The organism is Providencia sp. PROV182 (genome assembly GCF_028480325.1).
GTDB classification, from domain to species: Bacteria; Pseudomonadota; Gammaproteobacteria; order Enterobacterales; family Enterobacteriaceae; genus Providencia; species Providencia hangzhouensis.
In genome coordinates this window covers 84812-109052 of record NZ_JAMPOL010000013.1, presented here as the reverse complement: position 1 = coordinate 109052, position 24241 = coordinate 84812, and the positions used below count along the sequence as shown (strand labels likewise).

24 protein-coding genes are annotated in these 24241 nt (G+C 40.6%); 16 read left to right on the top strand and 8 right to left on the bottom strand.

Annotated features, from left to right (window positions below; translation table 11 throughout):
• Nucleotides 1-79 precede the first annotated feature (79 nt).
• Together dut and coaBC are read right to left on the bottom strand one after the other, a co-directional pair.
• Complete coding sequence (gene dut / locus PR834_RS12210) at nt 80-535, bottom strand: dUTP diphosphatase (protein ID WP_094962911.1); 456 nt, start codon at nt 533-535, stop codon at nt 80-82.
• The gene (coaBC, locus tag PR834_RS12205; protein ID WP_196731891.1) at nt 522-1733 is read right to left on the bottom strand and encodes a bifunctional phosphopantothenoylcysteine decarboxylase/phosphopantothenate--cysteine ligase CoaBC; all 1212 of its coding nucleotides are present in this window, start codon (nt 1731-1733) and stop codon (nt 522-524) included. Before coaBC ends, dut begins: the two co-directional genes overlap by 14 nt.
• Before the next feature lie 183 nt (nt 1734-1916).
• Here coaBC and radC point away from each other — a divergent pair, with 183 nt between their 5' ends.
• The 11 genes from radC (at nt 1917) to mutM (ending at nt 11731) form a co-directional block, all read left to right on the top strand.
• Nucleotides 1917-2582, top strand: coding sequence for a RadC family protein (gene radC, locus PR834_RS12200; RefSeq protein ID WP_094962934.1), 666 nt, complete (start codon nt 1917-1919; stop codon nt 2580-2582).
• Nucleotides 2583-2856: 274 nt separating this feature from the next.
• Nucleotides 2857-3093, top strand: coding sequence for a 50S ribosomal protein L28 (gene rpmB, locus PR834_RS12195; protein ID WP_004265123.1), 237 nt, complete (start codon nt 2857-2859; stop codon nt 3091-3093).
• 11 nt (nt 3094-3104) lie between these two features.
• The gene (gene rpmG, locus PR834_RS12190; RefSeq protein WP_004265124.1) at nt 3105-3272 is read left to right on the top strand and encodes a 50S ribosomal protein L33; all 168 of its coding nucleotides are present in this window, start codon (nt 3105-3107) and stop codon (nt 3270-3272) included.
• A 198-nt stretch (nt 3273-3470) separates the two neighbouring features.
• Nucleotides 3471-4535, top strand: coding sequence for a lipopolysaccharide core heptosyltransferase RfaQ (gene rfaQ, locus PR834_RS12185; RefSeq protein ID WP_196731890.1), 1065 nt, complete (start codon nt 3471-3473; stop codon nt 4533-4535).
• 1 nt (nt 4536) lies between these two features.
• Nucleotides 4537-5658: a glycosyltransferase family 4 protein gene (locus tag PR834_RS12180; protein ID WP_004265128.1), complete on the top strand. Its 1122-nt coding sequence runs from the start codon at nt 4537-4539 to the stop codon at nt 5656-5658.
• Nucleotides 5655-6452 (top strand): lipopolysaccharide core heptose(I) kinase RfaP, encoded by a 798-nt coding sequence (gene rfaP / locus PR834_RS12175; RefSeq protein WP_004265130.1) that lies wholly within the window; start codon nt 5655-5657, stop codon nt 6450-6452. The genes PR834_RS12180 and rfaP overlap by 4 nt, the downstream gene beginning before the upstream one ends.
• 24 nt (nt 6453-6476) lie before the next feature.
• Nucleotides 6477-7487 (top strand): lipopolysaccharide 3-alpha-galactosyltransferase, encoded by a 1011-nt coding sequence (gene waaO, locus PR834_RS12170; protein WP_004265131.1) that lies wholly within the window; start codon nt 6477-6479, stop codon nt 7485-7487.
• 18 nt (nt 7488-7505) lie between these two features.
• Nucleotides 7506-8744, top strand: a complete 1239-nt coding sequence (gene rfaL / locus PR834_RS12165) for an O-antigen ligase RfaL (protein WP_196731888.1) — start codon at nt 7506-7508, stop codon at nt 8742-8744.
• Nucleotides 8737-9753 carry a glycosyltransferase family 8 protein gene (locus tag PR834_RS12160; RefSeq protein WP_196731887.1) on the top strand — a complete coding sequence of 339 codons (1017 nt, stop codon included), beginning with the start codon at nt 8737-8739 and terminating at the stop codon, nt 9751-9753. The genes rfaL and PR834_RS12160 overlap by 8 nt, the downstream gene beginning before the upstream one ends.
• A 1-nt stretch (nt 9754) precedes the next feature.
• Nucleotides 9755-10900 (top strand): glycosyltransferase, encoded by a 1146-nt coding sequence (locus PR834_RS12155; protein ID WP_231137158.1) that lies wholly within the window; start codon nt 9755-9757, stop codon nt 10898-10900.
• A gap of 21 nt (nt 10901-10921) precedes the next feature.
• Nucleotides 10922-11731, top strand: coding sequence for a bifunctional DNA-formamidopyrimidine glycosylase/DNA-(apurinic or apyrimidinic site) lyase (gene mutM, locus PR834_RS12150; protein ID WP_004265140.1), 810 nt, complete (start codon nt 10922-10924; stop codon nt 11729-11731).
• Nucleotides 11732-11741: 10 nt separating this feature from the next.
• Here mutM and coaD read toward each other — a convergent pair whose 3' ends face one another.
• Nucleotides 11742-12227 (bottom strand): pantetheine-phosphate adenylyltransferase, encoded by a 486-nt coding sequence (coaD, locus tag PR834_RS12145; protein WP_036959128.1) that lies wholly within the window; start codon nt 12225-12227, stop codon nt 11742-11744.
• 191 nt (nt 12228-12418) lie between these two features.
• On the opposite strand from coaD, the gene waaA reads away from it, so the two are divergent.
• Both waaA and PR834_RS12135 read left to right on the top strand, forming a co-directional pair.
• The gene (waaA, locus tag PR834_RS12140) at nt 12419-13699 is read left to right on the top strand and encodes a lipid IV(A) 3-deoxy-D-manno-octulosonic acid transferase (protein WP_004265144.1); all 1281 of its coding nucleotides are present in this window, start codon (nt 12419-12421) and stop codon (nt 13697-13699) included.
• 199 nt (nt 13700-13898) lie between these two features.
• Nucleotides 13899-15365 carry a glycosyltransferase family 39 protein gene (locus tag PR834_RS12135; RefSeq protein ID WP_196731886.1) on the top strand — a complete coding sequence of 489 codons (1467 nt, stop codon included), beginning with the start codon at nt 13899-13901 and terminating at the stop codon, nt 15363-15365.
• 54 nt (nt 15366-15419) lie between these two features.
• On the opposite strand, the gene rfaC is transcribed toward PR834_RS12135, so the two are convergent.
• From rfaC to rfaD, 3 genes are read right to left on the bottom strand one after another with little or no spacing between them, the layout of a single operon-like run.
• Complete coding sequence (gene rfaC / locus PR834_RS12130) at nt 15420-16385, bottom strand: lipopolysaccharide heptosyltransferase RfaC (protein WP_196731913.1); 966 nt, start codon at nt 16383-16385, stop codon at nt 15420-15422.
• Nucleotides 16385-17431, bottom strand: coding sequence for an ADP-heptose--LPS heptosyltransferase RfaF (gene rfaF, locus PR834_RS12125; RefSeq protein WP_196731885.1), 1047 nt, complete (start codon nt 17429-17431; stop codon nt 16385-16387). Before rfaF ends, rfaC begins: the two co-directional genes overlap by 1 nt.
• A 23-nt stretch (nt 17432-17454) precedes the next feature.
• Nucleotides 17455-18393: an ADP-glyceromanno-heptose 6-epimerase gene (gene rfaD / locus PR834_RS12120; protein WP_004265152.1), complete on the bottom strand. Its 939-nt coding sequence runs from the start codon at nt 18391-18393 to the stop codon at nt 17455-17457.
• Between the two features lie 229 nt (nt 18394-18622).
• Here rfaD and PR834_RS12115 point away from each other — a divergent pair, with 229 nt between their 5' ends.
• On the top strand, nt 18623-19819 hold the full coding sequence (locus tag PR834_RS12115) for a glycine C-acetyltransferase (RefSeq protein WP_112308425.1): 1197 nt from the start codon (nt 18623-18625) through the stop codon (nt 19817-19819).
• A gap of 10 nt (nt 19820-19829) precedes the next feature.
• Nucleotides 19830-20855, top strand: a complete 1026-nt coding sequence (tdh, locus tag PR834_RS12110; protein ID WP_004265155.1) for an L-threonine 3-dehydrogenase — start codon at nt 19830-19832, stop codon at nt 20853-20855.
• Between the two features lie 61 nt (nt 20856-20916).
• Here tdh and PR834_RS12105 read toward each other — a convergent pair whose 3' ends face one another.
• Both PR834_RS12105 and envC read right to left on the bottom strand, forming a co-directional pair.
• Nucleotides 20917-21981, bottom strand: coding sequence for a divergent polysaccharide deacetylase family protein (locus PR834_RS12105; RefSeq protein WP_196731884.1), 1065 nt, complete (start codon nt 21979-21981; stop codon nt 20917-20919).
• A 48-nt stretch (nt 21982-22029) separates the two neighbouring features.
• Nucleotides 22030-23319, bottom strand: coding sequence for a murein hydrolase activator EnvC (gene envC / locus PR834_RS12100; RefSeq protein ID WP_196731883.1), 1290 nt, complete (start codon nt 23317-23319; stop codon nt 22030-22032).
• Nucleotides 23320-23752: 433 nt separating this feature from the next.
• Between envC and PR834_RS12095 the strand changes: the two genes are divergently transcribed.
• Entirely contained in the window at nt 23753-24190 is a 438-nt protein-coding gene (locus PR834_RS12095; RefSeq protein WP_004265159.1) for a rhodanese-like domain-containing protein, read from the top strand.
• Nucleotides 24191-24241: the final 51 nt, after the last annotated feature.

Genomic DNA, 24241 nt, shown 5'->3' with positions numbered 1-24241 from the left:
TGCGGCTGATTGTTTTTATTCATAAAGATAGAACCTAATTCAGGTTCTATCTAGCATATTTGTTATCAGGATATTCTATTTATTGACGGCCGGAATGGCCGAAACCGCCAGCCCCACGCTCTGTTGCGTCAAAATCATCAACAATATTAAATTCCGCCTGAACAACCGGGACAAATACCATTTGAGCCATACGTTCACCGGGTTCAATAGTAAAAGTTTTATCACTACGGTTCCAGACAGACACCATAAGTTGCCCTTGATAATCAGAGTCAATGAGCCCAACTAGGTTACCAAGTACGACGCCATGTTTATGTCCTAAACCTGAACGAGGTAAGATCACAGCAGCAAGGCTTTCATCAGCAATGTGAATGGCTAAACCCGTTGGTATAAGTTCTGTTTGACCTGGCGCCAGATCGATAGGTGCATCAAGGCATGCACGTAAATCTAAACCAGCAGAACCTGTAGTGGCGTAGGCTGGTAGAGGAAATTCATTACCGATACGGCTATCAAGGATTTTTAGGTCAATTTTTTTCATAACGTTGAAGTATCTCGTCAAGTAAATAGTGGCTTAATTCGTTTTTATTGCAGTGAGGCAAACGTGTATCACCGTTAGCATCAAAAATATGTAACGCGTTGTTATCGCTATTAAATCCATTGTCTGCTAGTGAGACGTCATTGGCACAAATGAGATCGAGTTGTTTTTGCTGTCGTTTTTGGCGTGCGTATTCTTCCACATTTTGGGTCTCAGCTGCAAACCCAACAACATATGGCCTATTGTGTTTTAGGTTGCCGACACTAGCCACGATATCTGGATTTTTGATAAGTGTAATCGAAACTTCATCACCTTGTTTTTTTATTTTGTTTTCAGCAATGTTTTTTGCTCGGTAATCTGCAACTGCGGCGCAACCAATAAAAATATTTTGCTCTGTAATGGTTTGATGAACTTGCTCATACATTTCTAGGCCGCTCGTGACATCAATCCGCTTAACCCCTTCTGGTGTTTCAATATTTACAGGGCCCGCAATCAAAGTGACGTCAGCACCACGTTGACTGGCTGCCTTAGCAATGGCAAAACCCATTTTCCCCGAACTATGGTTGCTGATGAAACGAACGGGGTCGAGTGCTTCCCGTGTTGGGCCAGCAGTGATCATTAATTTGATACCTTGTAAGTCGAGTTTAGGGGTAAAAAACTCACTGGTTAGACGAACAATTTCTAGTGGGTCAATCATGCGACCAGGACCAATATCACCGCAAGCTTGGCTACCTGCGTCCGGCCCCCAAATCATACATTGGCGTTGTTGCAATTTGATTAAATTTTCTTGCGTTGCTTTTGCTTTGTACATTTGTTGGTTCATTGCTGGCACAAGTGCAATCGGTGCAGCGGAAGCAAGACAAACTGTTGTGAGTAAATCATTTGCCATTCCTGCACTGAGGCGAGCAATTAAATCCGCAGTAGCAGGCGCTAGAATAATGATATCTGCCCACTTAGCGAGTTCAATATGTCCCATGGCAGCCTCAGCGGCTAGGTCGAGTAAGTCATCGGAAACAGGATGCCCTGAAACGGCTTGTAAGGTTAAAGGTGTAATAAAGGCTTTTGCACCTTGAGTCATTACAACACGCACAATCGCACCTTTATCGCGCAAACGGCGGGTAAGTTCAGGGATTTTATAAGCGGCAATGCCCCCACTAATACCAATAACTATCTGCTTACCTAATAGTGATAGTTGATTCATTATTTTTATCCAATTCGGTCAACATGGGAGGCATATTACCACAGAGAAGCTAGAGGTGGCGCGCTCGATTTTTCGTCACAGTACTATTTTTGCGAAGCGCTACGCAAACCCATATGTGAGGGGTTGTGAATGTTTTTTAGGCTAGATAAAAAGGATGCAAGGGATTTAGGGACAAAGAATATGATGAGTGAACATCTAGATTTACCACCAAGAGAAAAGCTACTCGCATACGGGGCGGCTGCGTTATCTGATGCTGAGCTACTCGCTATTTTTTTGCGTACAGGGAGCCAAGGTGAACCTGTTTTGCAGCTTGCGAAGCGTTTAATACAGGAGTTTGGTTCAGTGTATTTGCTTCTACAAGCAGACTACGAAAAACTAAAACACTGTAAAGGAATGGGGAGTTGTAAATTTACCCAACTACAGGCCGTCAGTGAACTAGCTCGACGCTTTTTCTCTGAACAATTTTTATATGAAGATGTGATGACTGGGCCTGAACAGTTGAAAGCAAAGTTGTTGGATTTATTCGCAGGGCAAGAGCGTGAAGTTTTTGTCGTGATATTTTTAAATAATAAAAATCAAATTATTTGCCATGAAGAGTTGTTTAAAGGTACTTTGAACAAAGTTGAAGTCCACCCCAGAGAAATTATTCGCTTTGCCATAAAAATGAATGCGAACGGTATTATATTAGCCCATAATCATCCATCGGGTAACCCAGAACCCAGTACAGCTGATAGGCAAGTGACAGAGCGAATCCAGCGAGCTTGCGCTATTATGGGGATTAAACTACTTGACCATTTTGTCGTCGGGCATAAGCAATGTGTCTCATTTGTAGAACGAGGGTGGTTATAAAATTATTTTTTTGCCTAAAAAATGACAACTTTCTTTGTGTTGGGCTTGAGTGAAAACGATTGAAAGCGTATACTACGCCACCTTTAAGGATCTTGGGTTTGGCGAGAAGGGCCTATCTCAGTAAATTTTTACGTCTTAGTAAAGTAAATCTTTATTCAGGTATTAACGGTTTTTTCAGTCAATGAAAGTTTGCTGAGATGGGCTCCTAAGCCTGACGAGGCGGCCATACCCAGAACAAAAAAGCTCGAGCTGATTAGATTTTTGGAGAATAGACATGTCACGAGTCTGCCAAGTTACTGGCAAGCGTCCAATGAGCGGTAACAACCGTTCACACGCATTAAACGCGACCAAACGTCGTTTTTTGCCAAACCTGCACTCTCACCGTTTCTGGGTTGAGTCTGAGAAACGTTTCGTAACACTGCGTGTATCTGCTAAAGGTATGCGTGTTATCGATAAAAAGGGTATTGATGCTGTTCTTGCTGAACTGCGTACCCGTGGTGAGAAGTACTAAGGAGCTAAAAAATGGCTAAAGGTATTCGCGAGAAAATCAAGCTAGTCTCTTCTGAAGGTACAGGTCATTTCTATACCACTACGAAGAACAAGCGCACAATGCCAGAAAAACTGGAACTGAAAAAATTCGATCCAGTTGTTCGTAAGCATGTGATCTACAAAGAAGCAAAAATTAAATAATTTTGCTTTCTGCGTTAAAAACTCAGCTTCGGCTGAGTTTTTTTTTACCTAAAATTTGGGTTATCGATGATATGCGCATTCGAAGCTATGACCATTATAATGAAAGTAGTAACATAGAGAGTATTCATTGAATTAATAATGATATTTGTTGTCGAATGACTATTGTCTTTTACATATAGACTTGATTAAGAGTGCCTGGTGAAAAAACAGTTTAAAAAAATTCTTGTGATCAAGATGAGGTTTCATGGGGACATGCTGCTGACAACACCGGTTATCAGCTCATTAAAACACCAATATCCTGATGCTGAAATTGATGTTTTGCTTTATCAGGATACTATCCCTATCCTCTCTGAAAATGCTGAAATTAATGCTTTGTACGGCATGGCGGGGAAAAAAAGTGGTGGGCTGAGTAAAGCATGTAATTTTATTAAATTACTGCTAAAGCTGCGTAAAAATAAATATGATTTAGTTGTTAATCTAGCAGACCAATGGATGGTGAGTGTATTGGTTCGGGCTATTCCTGCTGACACAAAAATTTCCCATCAGTTTGCCCATCGAGACTCTAAATATTGGTGTAATAGTTTTACGCATCTGACAGAGCCTGAGGGTGAACATGTTGTTCTAAATAACTTATCTGTGCTCAAGCCGTTAGAAATAAAAGAACTAAAAACACATCTAACTATGTCTTATTCAGAGCAGGATTGGAAAAATATTGATGAAAGGTTATTAAGCCTTGGTGTCCATAGCAGCTATGTCGTCATCCAACCAACAGCGCGCCAAGCTTTTAAGTGTTGGGATAATGAAAAATTCTCAGCCGTCATTGATGCACTGCAGTCTCGGGGTTATCAAGTGGTTTTAACTTCGGGGCCGAGTAAAGAAGATTTGGAATGTATCAGTGATATTGCAAATGGCTGCCAAACAAAGCCCGTTACTGAGCTTGCAGGGAAAACTTCATTTCCTGAGCTAGGTGCATTGATTGCTCATGCTGCTTTATTTATTGGTGTTGATTCGGCACCAATGCACATTGCTGCTGCAGTTAAAACGCCAATAGTGTGCCTTTTCGGTGCGACAAATCATATTTTTTGGCGGCCTTGGAGCGATAATGTCGTTCAGTTTTGGGCGGGTGATTATGAAACTATGCCACCGAGAGAAGAGCTAGATCGTGATAAAAAGTATTTATCCATTATTCCAGCTTCTGATGTAATTAAAGCAACAGAGAAAATGTTGCCGATGAATATTCGCTCTATGATGACAAGGTATTAACATGAATCTGGCATTTTGCTTATATAAATACTTTCCGTTTGGTGGGTTACAGCGGGATTTCCTACGTATTGCAACTGAATGCCAGTCACGTGGTCATCACGTCCGTGTTTATACCCAATCATGGGAAGGTGATAAGCCTAGTGGTTTTGAAATTATTATCGTGCCGGTAACTTCAAAGACGAATCATGGGCGAAATGCACAATATTGTGACTGGGTGTTAGCTCATTTAAAGCAGCATCCTGCTGAGCGGATAATTGGTTTCAATAAAATGCCAGGGTTGGATGTTTATTATGCAGCTGATGTCTGTTATGCACAAAAAGTCGCTGAAGAAAAAGGGTTTTTGTATAAGCTGACACCTCGCTATAAACACTATGCCGCATTTGAAAAAGCGGTTTTTGCAGTGGGGAAACCGACACAGCTATTAATGTTAACGCCACATCAAATTAGTCATTTTAAAAAGCATTATGGAACTGAAAATGAGCGTTTTCATATGCTACCTCCCGGTATTGCCCAAGATAGAAAATATGATAAACAAATTGCTGACGCCAAAAGAGTTTATCGTGAAAAAAATCAAATACCTGAATCTGCATTTTTAGTATTGCAGGTAGGCTCTGACTTCAAACGTAAAGGTGTTGACCGGACCATAAAAGCCATTGCGGCATTGCCCGAAGACATTAAGAAAAACACGTTATTGATGGTAGTTGGCCAAGATAAACCGGTGAAATACCAGCAGTTAGCGAAAACACTGGGAATCGGCTCACAAGTCTCTTTCTTTAGCGGACGTAATGATATTGCCGAATTAATGGCAGCAGCCGATATATTAATGCATCCGGCTTATCAAGAAGCTGCAGGTATCGTGTTATTAGAAGCGATTACTGCAGGTTTACCGATTATTGTCACAGAAGTGTGTGGATATGCTTCATTTATTAGCCAAGCTCAATGCGGTATTGTGGTAAATGAACCTTTTGAACAAACCGTTTTAAACTTGGCTTTAGAAAATAGTTTAAAAAATCCGGCTCAATTAGCACAATGGGCAAGTAATGCGTGCTATTTTGCGGATACAGAAGATTTGTATAGTTTACCAGAAAAAGCCGCAGATATTATTTTAGGGGGAAGCAAATGATTGAGTTAAAAACCCCTTTTAGCGAGTTGTGGAAAAATAAAGATCCCTTTATCGAAGCTGATAAGTTACAAGGTGAAGTTTTTCGTGCGTTAGAGACACGTAAAACGCTGCGCTTTGAACTTGAAGGGCGTAGCTATTTTATAAAAATTCATTATGGGACTACACTGAAAGAAGTCCTTAAAAACTTATTATCTTTTCGGTTGCCGGTATTAGGGGCTGATAGAGAGTGGAATGCTATTCATCAACTTACCCAAGTGGGGGTAGATACTATGAATGGCCGAGCTTTCGGGCAAAAAGGGGTTAATCCTCTTCGTCGCCACTCCTTTATTATTACTGAAGATTTGACCCCGACGGTGAGTTTGGAGGATTATTGTGCAAATTGGTTAGATAACCCGCCAACTTTCAGTACCAAGCAAATGATTATTCGTCGGGTCGCGAAAATGGTGCGTAAAATGCACGCAACGGGTATTAACCATCGTGATTGTTATATTTGCCATTTTTTACTGCATTTGCCATTTACGGGAAATGAAGAACAGCTAAAAATATCGGTTATTGATTTGCACAGAGCACAACTCAGAAATTCTGTTCCAATTCGTTGGCGAAATAAAGACTTAATTGGTTTATATTATTCATCATTAAATATTGGGCTCACTCAGCGTGATGTTCTTCGTTTTATGAAAGTCTACTTTGGCTTATCGCTACGAGATATTCTGCAACAGGAAGCGTCATTGATCGCTAAAGCGGAAAGCAAAGCTGCACAAATTAAAGAACGTACAATTAGAAAGTCATTGTAAGTCAAAGAAAGAAGAGAGATATAAATGTTCTTCAATAAAGAAAATGCGGTTACACAACAAATTGATTTATCGTCATCTGATGCGATTGTTAATAATGACAGCTTACATATTTCCTATGGGATTGACCGTAATTTTCTATATGGATGTGGGATCTCGATTGCTTCTCTATTAAAAACCAATTCTGATATCTCTTTTTCATTTCATGTATTTACTGACTATTTTGATGATGAGCAAAATAAATTATTTAAACAGCTCGCTGAGCAATATAAGACGAGTATTAAAGTTTATTTAGTTGACTGTGAACAGCTTAAATCGCTTCCAAGTACCAAAAATTGGTCATATGCAACTTATTTTAGGTTTATTATTGCGGACTACTTTTCAAACCAGTTAAATAGAATGATTTATATGGATGCAGATATTATGTGCCAAGGAACGCTGCAGCCATTGCTAAATATTCAATTTAAAGATGATGAAATCGCTGCTGTTGTGCCTGAAAGGGATCGCAATTGGTGGCAAAAAAGAGCTGATGCTTTAGGAGTCCCAAGTATTGCTTCGGGGTATTTTAATGCAGGGTTTTTAGTTTTAAATTTAGTGAATTGGTCAAAATTTGATATCTCAACTAAAGCAATGGATTTACTTTCCCAAGATGCTGTGAAAGCAAAATTATCCTATTTAGACCAAGACATTTTAAATATGCTATTAACAGGGAAAGTCATTTACCTTGATGGCAAATATAACACTCAATACAGCATCAATTATGAGCTGCAAAAAGGCAAAAAAGAAAACCCAATCACGCCTGAAACGGTATTGATTCATTATATTGGCCCAACTAAGCCTTGGCATGAGTGGGCGAATTATCCAACAGCTCAACCCTTTATTAGTGCAAAGGACGCATCGCCTTGGAAAGATATTCCGTTACTGAAGGCTAAAAGCAGTAATCATTTGCGTTATTGTGCGAAGCATATGTTTAACCAAGGAAAGGTTTTCTCTGGGATAAAAAATAATCTTCAGTATTTCTGGGTTAAACTAAATTAAATAATAATTGGGTAAGTTATGTCTTTTTTAGAAAGAAATGAAAGTATTCTCTCAAAGTATAACAAGACTTTGGTACTAATTTTTGTTGTTCTTTTTTTTGTGGAAAATGTAACGAGATATAAGCATATTCTGTTCTATTTGATGATAGCGACATCTTTGGTTTATCTATCTTTAGATACAAAAAAAGTGTTGGAAAAATTAAATAATAAGCTATTATACTTGGTTGGTGCTTTTTCTATCTTTCTTTATATATCAGTGGCTTATTCGAACATACCAAGTGTGTCGATTAAGATCCTCAACAATAATTTATTAAATTATGGAATACTGAGTCTATCTCTTTTATTGCCGATTATTTTATATAGAGAAAGCCTAAAAGATATTTCAAAACTATTATTAACGAGTTTTACTGCATCATTAGCCTTAGTTTTACTTGTTGAGTTATACCGCTACTATATAGCTTATCAGCAGGGTATCTTGCCGTTTACTACTTATGATTTTAGGCATGTTTCGGATGCGTTAGTTTTCTTCTTTCCAATACTTCCTATTCTTTGGTATTTATTACCTAAATCTAAACTTATTTATTTCTATATTTTAAGTATTGTATTTCTGTTTGTTTTACTTGGAACGCTAGCTCGTGGGGCATGGGTTGCAGTTGCAGTCGCGGGGTTATTATTTTTGTGTTTTAAACGTCCTTGGAAGCTAATTGGGATTGTATTATGTTTTTTGTTAGTTTCGCTTATTTCAATTAAGCTAATTTATCCCGATACAAGTAAAAAACTATTTTATAAGCTGGAGCAGACAGATAGCTCTCACCGTTATACTAATGGAACCCAAGGAACCGCTTTTGAGCTCATATTGGAAAATCCAGTTATCGGATATGGTATTGGCGATAAAATCTATCATGAAAAGTACAACAGTGTTGTAAAAAATCATTCGGAATGGAGATTTAAGCGGTCAATCGGGCCTCATAATATTTGGCTTTATATTTGGTTTGGTGCGGGTATTGCAGGGTTGGCGATATTTAGTGCGGTATTTTTGTCAATGTGTTATGCCTCAATGAAAGGGATAAAAAATAGGTCTGATGAACCGGAAATTTACTTTGCCTTCATTGCATTGCTGTTAAGTCTTATTGGCTTTTATCTGGTTCGTGGGATGTTTGAACAAGTGGACCTTAAACCCTTAGGTATTCTTTTGGGGTTTTTAATCGCCATGATGGGGCATAGTTCAACCAAGCAGAAGAGAGTGTGCCATGAATAACCTGATAACAAATAAATATCTGCTAAATGAGGGGGCTAATGCTAGTAATACCTCTTTACCATGTCTTGATGTTATTTATGGTTCGGATGAAAACTATCAGTTTGGTGCGGGTGTTTCAGCGGTCTCTTTACTTATTAATAACCCAAATACGTTCTTCAGATTTCATTATTTTTTAGATAAAGTCAGCCCTAGCTTTTTAGAGAAATTGAAGGTTATTTCTCATCAGTTTTCAGCTGAATTTCATGTTTATGAATTGGATAATCAATTATTAAAAACATTGCCGGCTTCTGATGTTTGGTCCTCAGCGATGTACTTTCGGTTAGTTGCTTTAGATTATCTTTCGAAAGATTATGATGTTGCCTTATATTTAGATGCGGATGTTATCTGTGATGGTCAATTAGATTTGGCAGCCAATTTAATTGAAGACAAAGTTTGTGGTGTTATTGCTGATGACATCGGTGTAAGAACAAAAAGTGAAACGCGATTACACACACCACAGTTATCTGAGACCTATTTTAACTCGGGTGTTATGTTTGTGAATTTAAAGAAGTGGCACGAAAAACGAGTTACTCTGCAATGTTTTGAGTTGTTGTCTGCAGAAAATGCGAAACAACGGTTTAAATACCCTGATCAAGATGTATTAAACCTTATTTTAAGAAATGACCTGATACTGCTTAATAAAAAATTTAATACAGTTTACACCCTAAAAAATGAGCTGTATGACCGAACACATCAAAAATACCAAACCATTATTGCACCCGAAACGGTTTTAATTCATTACACTGGTGTGAGTAAACCTTGGCACACATGGGCGAATTATCCTTCTTCTCAGTCTTTTTATAAAGCATTAGCACAATCACCTTGGACAAAGGATGATTTAAAACATGCCACTAAATTTGTTGAAAGGAAAAAGGAATATAAACACCTATTAAAGCGGGGTGCGTATTTATCAGGTATTTTGTCGGGCATTTGCTATTTGTTTGAAAAATACGCAAAAAAAAGAAAATAATATGATGATTAATAAAATTATCTTAACGGTTTCTCCTATATTTTCTATACCGCCTAAAAGTGCGGCAGCAATTGAATCGTGGATGTACAATGTCGCCAAACGATTAGACATTGAAAACCGAATCGTTTGTATACGAAATGATGGGTATAGTGCTCATTCTGTTGTTAATAAGTATTGTGAAATTGAGCGTATTAAGTTTGGAAAAGTGTATACAAGGCTATTCAAGAAATGGACAAGATTAGACCCATATTCTTATGCAGATAGAATTGTCAAAATTAAACATCAATTTTCGCCAAACCCGAATGAAAGTGTTATTTTTGTTCACAATCATATTAAATCCTTCAAAAAAATAATTAAGAAAGAAGGACATAATAATGTTGTGTTACACATGCATAATTTGTACGAGCCTAAAGATGTCCCTGAGAACATAAAAATCATTGTGCCAAGCCATTTTATGAAAAATTGGTACAGAGAACGTTTACCAAATGCGCTTATTGAAGTGGTCCGTAATGGGTTTGATGGTGAAATCTATGCTCAGCCTCCTGAGGTCAAACGTGAGGATTTTGGGTTAACAGCAGAAGATAAAATAGTTTTATTCGCTGGCCGAATCGCTAGGGATAAAGGATTACTTGAATTAATGCAGGCGTGCGAGACTTTCTTTAAAAAAGGCCCTCGTTATAAGCTCGTCATTGTGGGTGACCCAAATGCCGCGTTAAAAGGTGAATTAGCGCAATATCAAGATGAAGTAAAAGATTATGCAAAAAATTTGGATGAACAATGTATTTTCTTAGGTGGTGTTCATCCTGAAAAGATCCGACACTATTATTCTCTTGCGGATGTGGTTGCTGTACCTTCCATCGCCCCAGAGCCATTTTGTATGGTCGCATTAGAGGCGATGGCTTCCGGGCGCCCTGTGATAGCGAGCCAGCGAGGAGCAATGGTGGAATTTATTTCACATAATGAAACTGGGTTTATTTTCAGGGAGCCACTTTCGCCTTTAAGTATGGCTGAAGATATTACTAGTGCGTTAGAGCACCCAAATAGCCAAGACATAGCCTATCATGCCAAAAAACATGCTTATGATAATTTCACTTGGGAAATTGTTAAAGATGAGCTCATGAGGGTGATTGCAAAATGGTATCCCTAAGCAAGAAATGTGAGTTTATATATGCCAGAACTACCAGAAGTTGAAACCAGCCGCCGTGGAATAGAGCCACATTTAGTCGGAAATACAATCTCTTATGCAGTTGTACGCAACAGTCGATTACGTTGGCCGGTCAGTGAACAAATTAAAAGCTTATCAGATGAAGCGGTTCTGAGTGTCCAACGTCGGGCCAAATATCTACTGATTGAATTGCAAACAGGTTGGATTATTGTTCATTTGGGAATGTCTGGTAGTGTGCGTATTTTGACCGAAGAATTACCTGAAGAAAAACATGACCATGTGGATTTAGTTATGCGAGATGGCAAAGTGCTGCGCTATACGGACCCTCGTCGTTTTGGCGCATGGCTCTGGTGTGATGATTTAGAAAACAGTTCGGTACTTGCACACTTAGGACCTGAGCCATTATCAGATGCCTTTAATCCCCAATATCTTTATGAATTAGCGCAAAAGAAAAAAGTGGCCGTTAAGCCGTGGTTAATGGATAACAAAGTGGTTGTTGGTGTGGGTAATATTTATGCCAATGAAGCATTATTTGCGACGAAAATATCACCTGAAAAAATCACTAATACATTAACATTGGCTGAAATTACTGAACTCGTGCAACAGATCAAAAAGGTGTTACAACGCTCCATTGAGCAAGGCGGCACGACACTAAAAGATTTTTTACAGTCGGATGGTAAGCCGGGTTACTTTGCCCAAGAATTGTTTGTCTATGGGAAAAAGGGGGAACCCTGCTCAATGTGTGGTACGCCAATAGAAAGCATTAAACAGGGGCAACGCAGTACTTTCTTTTGTCCGCAGTGTCAAAAATAGTGCGCTTTTGCTATTTTTTATTGAGTTTCTTTAGCATTGCCTCAGCAACCACTGGGGGTAGGAAAGACGAAATATCACCATCGTGAAGGGCAACATCTTTGATTAAAGAAGAAGAAACAAAGGACAAACTTTGCGATGGTAATAAAAATACGGTTTCCAAGTCAGGAACAAAATGGCGGTTCATATTCGCTAATTGCCACTCATATTCGAAATCAGCCACAGAACGAACGCCACGAATAAGAATATTAGCGCCATTTTTTTGTGCAAAATTAGCCATCAATTCAGAAAACCCAACAACTTCAACATTATCAAGGTGAGAAGTCACCTCTTTAGCAAGGGCAACGCGCTCATCAAGGGAAAACATCGGGTTTTTTCGTTGGCTATTTGCAATAGCCAACAAGACATGGTCAAACATTGCTGCTGCTCGGGTAACAATATCAACATGTCCTGATGTCACAGGGTCAAACGTACCAGGGTAAATAGCCTTATGTTTCATGGCGATAGTATCTCGTTGTTTGTATTTTCTATTCGAAAAAATAGCATGAATAAGCGCTAACATTATCGGCTATCTAGCATGGTTGCAACTGTAGATAAGATTTTACTGCTATTTTTAGGTGCATATTCTGCACACTTTTATCTGAGCTTTATGGTAAGATAGCGCCAATTTTGGTAAGTGAATCAGATCGAATGTTATTGCTGCGTTTATATCAGGTACTTCTTTATCTTATCCAGCCATTTATATGGGTTCGCCTATTGCTGCGCAGCCGTAAAGCGCCTGCGTATCGTAAACGTTGGGGCGAACGTTACGGCTTTTGTGCAGGAAAAGTAAAACCTCAAGGCATTTTATTACATTCAGTTTCTGTCGGGGAAACTCTTGCAGCCGTTCCACTAGTCCGTGCACTTCGCCATCACTATCCGTCTCTGCCAATTACAGTAACAACAATGACGCCAACTGGCTCAGAGCGTGTTCTTTCTGCATTTGGCGATGATGTTGACCACGTCTATTTACCTTATGACCTCCCTGGTTCTATGCGTCGTTTCCTGAAACAAGTCGACCCAAAACTTGTGATCATTATGGAAACTGAATTATGGCCAAACATGATTAACCAATTGTATAAACGTAAAATTCCATTGGTTATTGCAAATGCGAGACTTTCTGAGCGCTCTGCTGCTGGGTATCAAAAGCTCGGTAGCTTTGTGAAACGTATGCTACGTAATGTCACTATGGTCGCAGCACAACATCAGGAAGATGGTGAACGCTTCGTTCAATTAGGGTTACGGCGGATGCAATTGAGTGTAACGGGGAGCTTGAAGTTTGATATCTCAGTGACGCCTGAATTAGCTGTCAGGGCAATAACTTTACGCCGCCAATGGGCAGCACATCGCCCAGTTTGGATAGCGACCAGCACTCATGAGGGTGAGGAAGCCATTGTTTTAGAAACACATCAACAGTTATTAAAACGATTTCCTGATCTATTATTAATTTTAGTACCGCGTCACCCTGAACGCTTTGCAAAAGCGGAAGAACTAACTCAAAAAGCTGGTTTAACGTTTATTCGTCGTAGTGCCAATACGATCCCTACTGCAGATGTCCAAGTGGTGATTGGCGATACCATGGGCGAATTGATGTTGCTATATGGAATTGCGGATATTGCCTTTGTTGGGGGAAGCTTGGTCGAAACTGGGGGGCATAACCCACTCGAAGCAGCAGCCCATGCGCTACCTGTGTTAATGGGGCCTCACACATTTAATTTTAAAGATATTTGCGGAAAACTGACTCAAGCAGATGGCTTAATTACGGTGACAGACAGTGAATCTATGGCTCAAGCCGTGACGAGTTTGCTTTCTGATGAAGATTACCGGTTATATTATGGACGTCATGCCGCCGAAGTTCTTCATGAGAACCAAGGTGCCCTTCAAAGATTATTAAAACTATTGCAGCCCTATTTGCCCCCGCGAGAGCAATAATCCCAAGTAATGTCTTTTTTTGAATATTAACTTGAACATTACAACAATAGATTGTGAATATTTTCTGGCACATCCTAGCATTGCATTTAAACTATAGTACACTGCCTCGTTTATTATAGAGTCATTCGATTTGGTTTATTACTATTAGGGTAGTATCCAAATGGAATGTTGGAACTTTTGCTTATCTTTCTAAGACTATATGCCAGCCATTAATCAATCAATTTCAAATAAATATGTTTATGTATGGGTCATAAGCTATGCCATAGTTTGGATCTTAGCGAGTTTTTATTTCGACCCTACTGTACCTTATGACACAGTAGAGGCAGTGAATTGGGGAATGAATGGGGAGTGGGGATCACCTAAAAACCCATGGTTTGTTGGCGTAATGATGTGGCCTGCAATTTACCTCGATATCCCCTATAGCTTTTATTGGTATTTTAGCCATTTTGTGGGTATTGCATTTGGCTTACTTGGGGTATGGAAACTAGCCTTCCGTTTAACTGGGCGTCGCGATTTCGCTTGGTTTGCAATGCTAATGTTGAATTTATCGGGTGTCATTAATTTCGATATCATTCCTTATAATGATAACTATATTCTAGTGACATTATGGCCTTGGGTTATTTATTTCTTTTTACGTGCGGTTGATGATAACCCAGTATGGTGGTTACCATTTGCCTTATTTGCAGGCCTTGCAACAATGGGAAAATATTCAACATTGGCGCTAGTTGGGTCTGTTTTCTTGTTAACTATATTTGTGAAACAAGTTCGCCAAAGTTACCGTCATCCTGTTTTTTACCTTGCGATTGCATTGTGGTTTGCTTTGGTATTGCCAAATTTCTTTTGGTTGATGGCAACGGACTTTTCGGCTTTCAAATGGGTGGATTCACAAATCGACCCTGGGTTTAATCTTCACACCACACAAGCGGCACTAAGCGTGTTTTACCCATTAGTGATTGCGGCGATTGTCGTTTATAGCTGTGGTGGAAAGCTAGGGTGGCCTAAAGCTTTGCCTAACCGCATGGCTAACTTCATTATTTTATTTCCATTAGTGGTGATATATGGCTGGTTCTCTTTCCACGATGGTGGTCGAATAACTGAATGGCTGCAGCCATTTATGGCTATCAGCGCACCGCTATTTGTTGGCTCAATAATAGAAATGCCAAGAAAACCGTTTAAGAAGTCATTAGTGGGTTTTGCAATTTTTGGTGTTTTAGTGGTAGTTGGTTATATTACCGTTCAGGCTGCGAATATTCGTGGGGCGGGGCAAAAATTTATTGGTGTTAAAACCTTAATTGCAGATGGGGAACAGCGTTGGCATGAACGTTATAACACACCTGTAAAATATGTCGGTGGCGAAGATAATCAGTATCAATGGTTTATTATTTATGGCAAGGACAGGCCACATGTCATTCAGCCTTGGTCTATGGAAAAGCATATGCCACCGAATGTGTATAACCGTGAGATTACGGAAGCTGAAATTCGTCAACATGGAGCTTTATTACTGGGTAAAAAATACGATGATTGTGCCCATGAAAACTTCGCTAAGGTTCGTAAGTTCTGGCCACAGTTTACGATAGAAAAAGAAGATGTGATTTATCGTTCTGAGCCAGATGCAGAACCTGAAACTATGTGCTTTGGGTTTATTGCGCCAGAGAATATGAAATAGGGCATAGTAAGCTGATATAAATAAACGGTTACTTTATATTCAAACGCTAACCGTTTATTTTATCGTGTCAATTAGTTGCTGATAAACTTCGTCAGCACTAATACTTGTCATTGAATTATCAACTGACTTAATTTCATGCTGCCCTTGCCCATATCCTCCAATCAAGCCGGGGTCAGTGGGGCCAAACAGGGTAAAATTGGGTTTATCAAGCGCGGCTGTTAAATGGCTAAGCCCAGTATCGACAGAAACCACGGCTTTAGCATTAGCAATTTGCTGTGCAACTTCGGCTAAAGTAAGTTTAGGTAAAACCTCTACAAAATCAAAGTCTTTTGCTAATCGCTCTGCGCGCTGTTGCTCATGAGGTGCTCCCCACGGTAATTTGATTTTGATACCACTCCCAGCCATTAGCCCGATGAGTTCTCGCCAATTTTTTTCAGGCCAGTGCTTATCATCACGAGTAGTTGAGTGCAGGAAAATGACATAAGGGCTTTGATGCTCTTCTTCTGACTGTAAAAAGTGTCGAGCAATTGCGTAATCGCCTTGCTGTGTTGGGCAGGCGTAACCAAGACTTTTGGCAAATAACTGGCGAATACGTTCAACGGCATGTTGTTGCTTACTAATTGCGTAACGATGGTCATAAAAGAAGCTGGCTAATGGTTCGCGAATACTATGGCGGTCATAGCCATGTTTATCGCCATGAGCTAAGCGGGTGACAAGAAAGGCGCTCTTCAATAACCCTTGCGCATCAATGATTGCGTCATAATGAGTTGCTTGTAATTTCTTGCAAAATTCTGCACGTTCGGCTCTGATCGGTACAGAAAACCAATTTTTACGCCAGCGACGAATGGCCACAGGGATCACTTGGTTAACGGCACTATGCCATGTTGGAATTTGTGCAAAGCCTTCTTCAACGACCCAATCGAACTGGATATCGGGTATGGCTTGTTGTGCATCGGTCAGCGCAGGTAATGAGTGTAAAATATCTCCCATTGAAGATGTTTTGACTAATAATACTCTCATCATTCAATACCTATATTTAACCGAGCTAACGCATCGATAACTAATTGGGGTTGGATATCAATCAAACTTTGGTGATAACCACTTTCACCGTCACCTTTACGCACTTTGTGGTACCCCGTAATTAGGCGGATCACTTCTGCTTTATCTGATAATGGCGGTGTAAAGTCAGGGCTACTTGGGCCATATAAGGCGACAAGAGGTTTACCTAGCGCTGCCGCGACATGCATCAAACCAGAGTCATTACTGACAACTGCAGTACAGGCATCGATTAGATTAACGGCTTGTTCTAAAGATGTTTTCCCTGAAAAATTATGGCAATGCAATTTAGCATCATCGGTCAGCTCTAAACGAATGGCTTCACCCGCTTCGTGGTCTTTTTGTGAACCAAATAGCAACACTTGATAGCCTTTTTGGCTAATGAGTGTTTGAGCAAGAGAAGCGTAGTGGTAGTGGGGCCAACGTTTGGCGGGCCCAAATTCTGCGCCTGGGCAAAAACCAATAACAGGGCGAGAACCTTCAACCCCAAAGGTTTGCAGAGTTTCAGTGACTTCTTGCGGTATAGTCACCAGTTTAGGCGGTAAAATAGGTGTCGGAATATCAGCAGCTGATCGAATAGTTTGCTTATCATAAGCAAGCGCAACATACCGCTGCACCATTAAAGGAAAAGCGTCTTTATTGAGTGGGCGAATATCATTGAGTAGACCATAGCGCATTTCACCACGCCATCCCGTTCTTTTGGGGATTTTTGCGAAGAAAGGCACAAGTGCAGACTTTAAGGAATTGGGTAACACAATCGCTTGGTCATAGCCATTTGCCTGTAAACTTTGGCCTAATCGACGACGTTCACCAATTTCCAGTGTACCATGCCCAAGCGGCATAGGAATGGCTTCGCTAACTTCAGGCATTTTGGCGAGTAAAGGACGGCACCATTGTGGCGCCATCACGTCAATCTGTGCATGGGGATGTAAAGCCTTGATCGTGCGATAAAGGCTTTGTGACATCATCATATCCCCTACCCATGAAGGGCCGATCACCAATATTTTCATAAATGATTTTTCAGAAATAAGCGTTACGCGTCTTTATTGAGCAAGTGCATATATTCGGTGACACCTTCTGCAACCGTTTTAAATGGTGCAGTATAGCCAGCGGCACGTAGCTTAGTGAGGTCAGCTTGTGTGAAGCTTTGGTAACGACCTTTTAATTTTTCAGGGAACTCAATGTATTCGATGGCCACATTTTTATCTTTGTGGAATTCAGTAACAGCATCAGCAACAGCTTGGAAAGATTCCGCACGTCCTGTACCACAGTTAAAAATACCGGAAACATTATTTTCCCAGAACCATAAATTGACCGCAGCCACATCACCTACATAAATAAAGTCACGACGGAAAGTATCGCTACCTTCGAACAGTTTTGGGTTTTGCCCTTCATTAATTTGTTTATTTAAGTGATAAGCAACGCTTGCCATGCTGCCTTTATGGTCTTCATTTGGCCCATAGACATTGAAATAGCGGAAACCACAGACTTGTGAGTCCGCTTCTGGCAGAATTTCACGTACATATTGGTCAAATTGGAATTTTGAGTAACCATAGACATTCAATGGTTTTTCGAATTGGCGTTCTTCAATAAAGTTATCACTGCGGCCGCCATAAGTTGCTGCGGAAGAAGCGTATAAGAACGGGATTTCACGGTCTAGACAATAGTGCAGTAACTCTTTCGAGTACTGGTAGTTATTGTCCATCATATATTTTCCATCCCATTCAGTGGTTGACGAGCAAGCGCCTTCATGGAATACCGCATCGACATCACCGAAATCATCACCCGCAATGATGCTGCCAATAAAATCTTCTTTATCTGCATAATCCGCAATATCAAGGTCAACAAGGTTAGCGAATTTAGTGCCGTCTTTCAGATTATCAACGACTAAGATATCTGTACGGCCGATTGCATTTAGGGCTTTAATAATATTGCTGCCAATAAAACCAGCTCCACCAGTGACTATGATCATTGGGTATACCTCAAATGGGTTAAGAAAATAGAATCGTAATTGGTGACTATAATAACATCTCTTGGCGCAGACGGTAGCATTGATAGAAGAGAATTGAGCTGACACTTAAATGAGAACAAGGTAAATATCGTGATCTTGGCTACAAACTTGACTTATTTATGCTGTGAATATCGCCACACATAGAGACTATTATTAAACTCTATTAATAGTCTCTATACAGGAAAAAATCATGTCAGAAAGATTTTATCAGCAGATTCAAGAACAATTGGTACAAATTGAAGCCGATGGATTATTTAAAAACGAACGCATTATTACGACTTCACAAGATGCTGACATTGAAATTGTAGGTGGCCAGCGGGTTATTAATTTCTGTGCAAATAATTACCTTGGTCTTGCTAACCATCCCGCGCTCATCGAAGCCGCTAAACGGGGAATGGATAGCCATGGTTTTGGTATGGCGTCTGTACGCTTTATTTGTGGAACGCAAGACAGCCACAAAGTTTTAGAGCGCAAATTGGCAGATTTTCTGGGCATGGAAGATGCGATTCTTTATTCATCCTGTTTTGATGCAAATGGTGGGCTATTTGAAACCTTGTTAGGGCCGGAAGATGCGATTATTTCAGATGCATTAAATCATGCATCCATTATTGATGGGGTCAGGCTAAGCAAGGCAAAACGCTACCGCTACAGCAATAATAATATGGTGGAATTAAAAGTACGCTTAGAGGAAGCCAAAACAGCAGGAGCTCGCCATATTTTAATTGCCACAGATGGCGTGTTCTCAATGGATGGCGTTATCGCTGATTTAAAATCCATTTGTGACCTTGCGGATGAATACCAAGCATTGGTGATGGTGGATGACTCACATGCTGTTGGTTTTGTTGGGGAAAATGGTCGTGGTAGCCATGAGTACTGCGATGTGATGGGGCGTATCGATATTATCACGGGGACATTAGGTAAAGCCCTTGGCGGCGCATCTGGTGGTTATACGGCAGCGAAAAAAGAGGTAGTTGAATGGCTGCGTCAGCGTTCTCGTCCTTATTTGTTTTCGAATTCTCTCGCCCCTGCGATTGTTGCCGCATCAATCAAAGTGATTGATATGATGAAAGAAGGCCATTCATTACGTGAAAAATTATGGCGTAATGCCGTGTTATTTAGAGAAAAAATGACCACAGCAGGTTTCACCCTCGCTGGCGCTGATCACGCCATCATCCCTGTCATGTTAGGTGATGCCAAACTCGCCCAAATTTTTGCGAAAGAGCTACTCGATGAAGGTATTTATGTCACGGGCTTTTTCTACCCTGTTGTACCACAAGGCCAGGCACGTATTCGTACTCAGATGTCTGCAGCACATAGTGAGGAGGATATTTTACACGCTGTTGAAGCATTCACCCGCATTGGTAGAAAACTAAAAATAATCAAATAAAAGGTCTTTTATGAAAGCACTGTCCAAACTGAAAGCTGAACCAGGTATATGGATGACAGATGTTCCGAAACCGGAACTCGGGCACAATGATGTGATGATTAAGATTCGTAAAACTGCGATTTGCGGTACGGATGTACATATCTATAACTGGGATGAATGGTCGCAGAAAACCATTCCTGTCCCAATGGTTGTCGGTCATGAATATATAGGGGAAATTGTTGCGATTGGGCAGGAAGTCAAAGGCTTTAAAATTGGTGACCGAGTGTCAGGGGAAGGGCATATTACTTGCGGCCACTGCCGAAACTGCCGTGGTGGCCGTACTCATCTTTGCCGCAATACGATTGGGGTGGGGGTTAACCGAGAAGGGTGTTTTGCTGAATATCTGGTGATCCCTGCATTTAATGCTTTTAAAATTCCCGATAATATCCCTGATGAAATAGCGGCTATTTTTGACCCATTTGGCAACGCAGTTCATACGGCTCTTTCCTTTGATTTAGTGGGGGAAGATGTGCTGGTTTCAGGTGCTGGCCCTATAGGTATCATGGCGGCTGCAGTGTGCCGACATGTGGGGGCCCGCCATGTTGTTATCACGGATGTGAATGACTATCGACTTGAATTGGCGAAAAAAATGGGTGTTTCCCGTGCAGTGAACGTCAGTCGTGAAAATTTAAAAGACGTGATGAATGAGTTGGGGATGAAAGAAGGTTTTGATGTTGCACTGGAAGTTTCTGGTTCACCAGCAGCTTTTCAGACCATGTTAGACACCATGAACCACGGTGGCAGAATTGCACTATTAGGGATTCCCCCTGCTTCGATGGCAACAGATTGGAGCCAAGTAATATTCAAAGGACTGTTTATTAAGGGAATTTATGGCCGTGAGATGTTTGAAACATGGTATAAAATGGCGACACTCATTCAATCTGGTTTGGATTTATCACCGATAATTACCCATCAGTTCTCGATTGATGAGTTCCAAAAAGGCTTTGATATCATGCGTTCAGGCCAATCTGGTAAAGTGATTTTAAACTGGGATTAAATTAATTATCTCGATTCCCCTTTTTGGCTTTTTTGAACCAAGAAGGGGAATCGAAAATGATCTACTGCTGTTGCTTGAAAAGCGGGCGCTTTTGGGCTCTATCGCCCTGTACCAACAAAGGTTGTAAAGCCTTATCGTTATAAATACTCTCAACCACAAACATAATAAAATCAATCCCCTGTGGCTTAGCAGGCGGTAATGTAAACTCACATATACCGAGTTCTTGCGGAATAATCACATTTTCTGGTTGGCTAGCCGCTTCGGGTTGCCCAACAGTAGCATCTTTGGTTGGTGGTGTTTTTATTTCATCTTGTACTGCTTGCTTGGTTTGAGGTTGTGTCGGTGTTTTTTTCGCTTCTTCAGATAACATTCTTAATGATGTTGGTTGTTTAGTTGAAGATTGAGGGCTCAGCAGAGCACTAACGGCAACTAATTCAACATCAGCAGGGAGTTGGGCAAGGTATTTTTGTAAGGCGCGTACGGTAGATGGGTGTGGATGGCCAATTGCTACCGCACTACCGTGTTTGCGCGCATAGGCAACGGCTTTATTCAATTGAGTGCGCGTTTCTTCTTCCGATTGGTGGTTATCAATAAAAATATGGCGACGTAACGTGGGAACGCCGTATTCTTTGGCTGCATTACCTGCTTGGGTATTCCCAATGGTTACGCTATCGAGGAAAAACAAGTTTGACTTTGACAGGCTGCGCATCACGTTCTGCATACCGGGTAAGCTTGATGTCATCTCGCTCCCCATATGGTTATTCATGCCTTTTGCATAAGGAACTCGGGTTATCGCATTTTTAATAATACGGTCAATTTCCTCTGCACTCATTGATGGAGCCAATGTGTCTTTCTCTAGCGGTTGTTTGCTCAATGGTTTCATTGGCATATGGATGAGAATATCGCGCCCTTGCTGATGGGCTGTTTCTGCGACTTCACGGCCATGGGGAGAGCTCGGTAAAATTGCAATAGTTACCGCAGGGGATAACGCTAGAATTTGGTTGTCTTCTTTAACGCGATAACCAAAATCATCAATCACAATCGCCAATTTTGCCGCACTCACCGGTAGACACATCATTAATAATGACAAAACAATGAGTGGTCGAACGGGTAAGTGCTTCAGCATAACGTTATCCTAATTAATTGAATTTAAAATTTATCGCCCTAACTATATTTATCGGCCTAACCATGGACGTGGGTTTACGGTTTTACCTTGTCTGCGGATTTCAAAATAGAGTGCTGGTCGCTCTTGGCCGCCACTGCTACCCACTAAGGCGATCGGCTGCCCTGCTCTAACCTCTTGGCCGACATTCACTAAGGCGCTCTGGTTATAGCCATAGAGGCTCATATCGCCTTTACCGTGTTCAACGACGACAACTAGCCCATAGCCTTGTAACCAGTCAGCCAGTAGCACGCGCCCATCGGCGATAGCTTTGACTTGGGTTCCTTCATTAGCCGCGATAACCATGCCTTTCCAACGTAACTCGCTGGAAATGACATCCCCATAGTTATGGAGTAATGAGCCGCGAACAGGCCAAATAGCTTGCCCAGCAGGGCGTCCTAAACCACCTGTACGTGACATCAGTGAGCGTTCACTTTCAGATGGTTTATAGGTTGAGCCTTTCTGTTTGGCTTGCCGTTCTTTTTCAGCCACTTGCACGCGAATACGTGCCGCTTCTTTGGCTTCTCGCTCTGCTCGGGCTTTGGCTTCACGTTCAGCGCGGGCAATCTTATCGCGTAATCTCGCTTCGTTTTGTTTTAGAACAGCAAGATTTTTTTGGTCTTCTTTTAATGTACTTTCAAGGGCATTTAGGGTTTTTTGCCGCGAAGCGCGTGCGTTATCCAGCTTACGCTTTTCTTGTTGTTGGCGTGCCAGCGTTGTTTTTTGTTCGGCTTGTTTTTTTTGTTCGAGTTCTTTTTGTTCTTGTAATTCTTTAGTGGTTTCTTCTAAAGCAACAATATTTTTTTCACGCGCCTGATTTAAATAGCTGTAATAGGCCAAAATACGTTCTTCTCGTTGGCCTTCTTCACCTTTGAACATTAAGGTTAATCCTTGGTGTTTACCTAACCGAAAGGCCGCATCTAGTTGGTCAGCTAATAATTTCTCTTGTTGTTGTTTTTTGATTTGTAGCTGATTGATATTGCTATTTAAGGAAACAATTTCTTTATCTAATTGTTTTAGCTGGTTTTGAGTCTGATGCAGGCTACGACCGGCCGCAGAAATACTTTGTTCTTGTTGTTTGAGTTGCTCAAGTAGTGCTGAGCGCTTGGCTTGTTGTTCTTTTACGCTTTTCTCTTTTTCAGCAATACTTTTGAGTAAATCATGTAGCTGGCCTTTATTTTCAGTGATCTGGTTGGCAAACACAGTTTGTGTTGGGGCGAGAACAAGCAGCCCTAACCCAAAGAGAGCGCTAATAGCCTGACGAATAAATGAAATTTTCATTCGATAATGTGTATTGGCCATCGTGATAAATCACCTCAATTAAATACAATAGCTGATTATTTCATCTGCAAGTGATGGTTTCCAGCACTGTCTAACAAATAGTATTGAAAACATTTATAAATTCGGATTTTTGCCCTGAACTAGAACTATATTAAGTTAAATAATACAGTTTTATTATCACTGATTTATTTTGTATAGCCAGTATTCAATACTTTTTTCTTATTCACTGCCTATTTGAAGCACGACTTAGACCTGTTTCGCACGTTTATGTTAAAATATTTGCGTACCGCCTCGAAATAGAAACGCGGTTTTTCAGTGAACAGTGTTAATTTTGCGTGCCTTAGCGCAAAAAAAACAAGCGAGTTTGCGGGAATTGGCTGTAATTAGCTCAACACAAAGGTATACTCAGAACCCTTTGATATTTGTTTTTAACTAACGGGAGTGATTGCCCCCCATGATCCAAGAAATCATGCAATTTGTAAGCCGGAACATGTTATTGAGTCTGGTTTGGATAGCGCTATTAGTGGCTGTGGTTGTTATGACCTTTAAAGGCCTTTTCTCTAAAACGAAAGTGATTGCTCGTTCACAAGCGATTACACTGATTAATAAAGAAGAGGCGGTTGTTGTCGATTTACGTTCTCGTGACGATTTCCGTAAAGGGCACATTATTGATTCTATTAACTTAACACCGTCTGAAATTAAAGAGAATAATTTAGGTGAATTAGAAAAACACAAACAGAAACCAGTGATTATCGTTTCTGCAAGTGGTATGGAATCAGGTAAACCTGCTGAACAGTTGGCACAACACGGTTTTGAAAAAGTCTTTGTCCTGAAAGAAGGGATCTCTGGCTGGGCAGGTGAAAACCTTCCTTTAGCTCGTGGTAAGAAGTAAGTGAAGATATCCAAGGAGCATACATCAGTATGTGACTTGGGTAGCGTAATG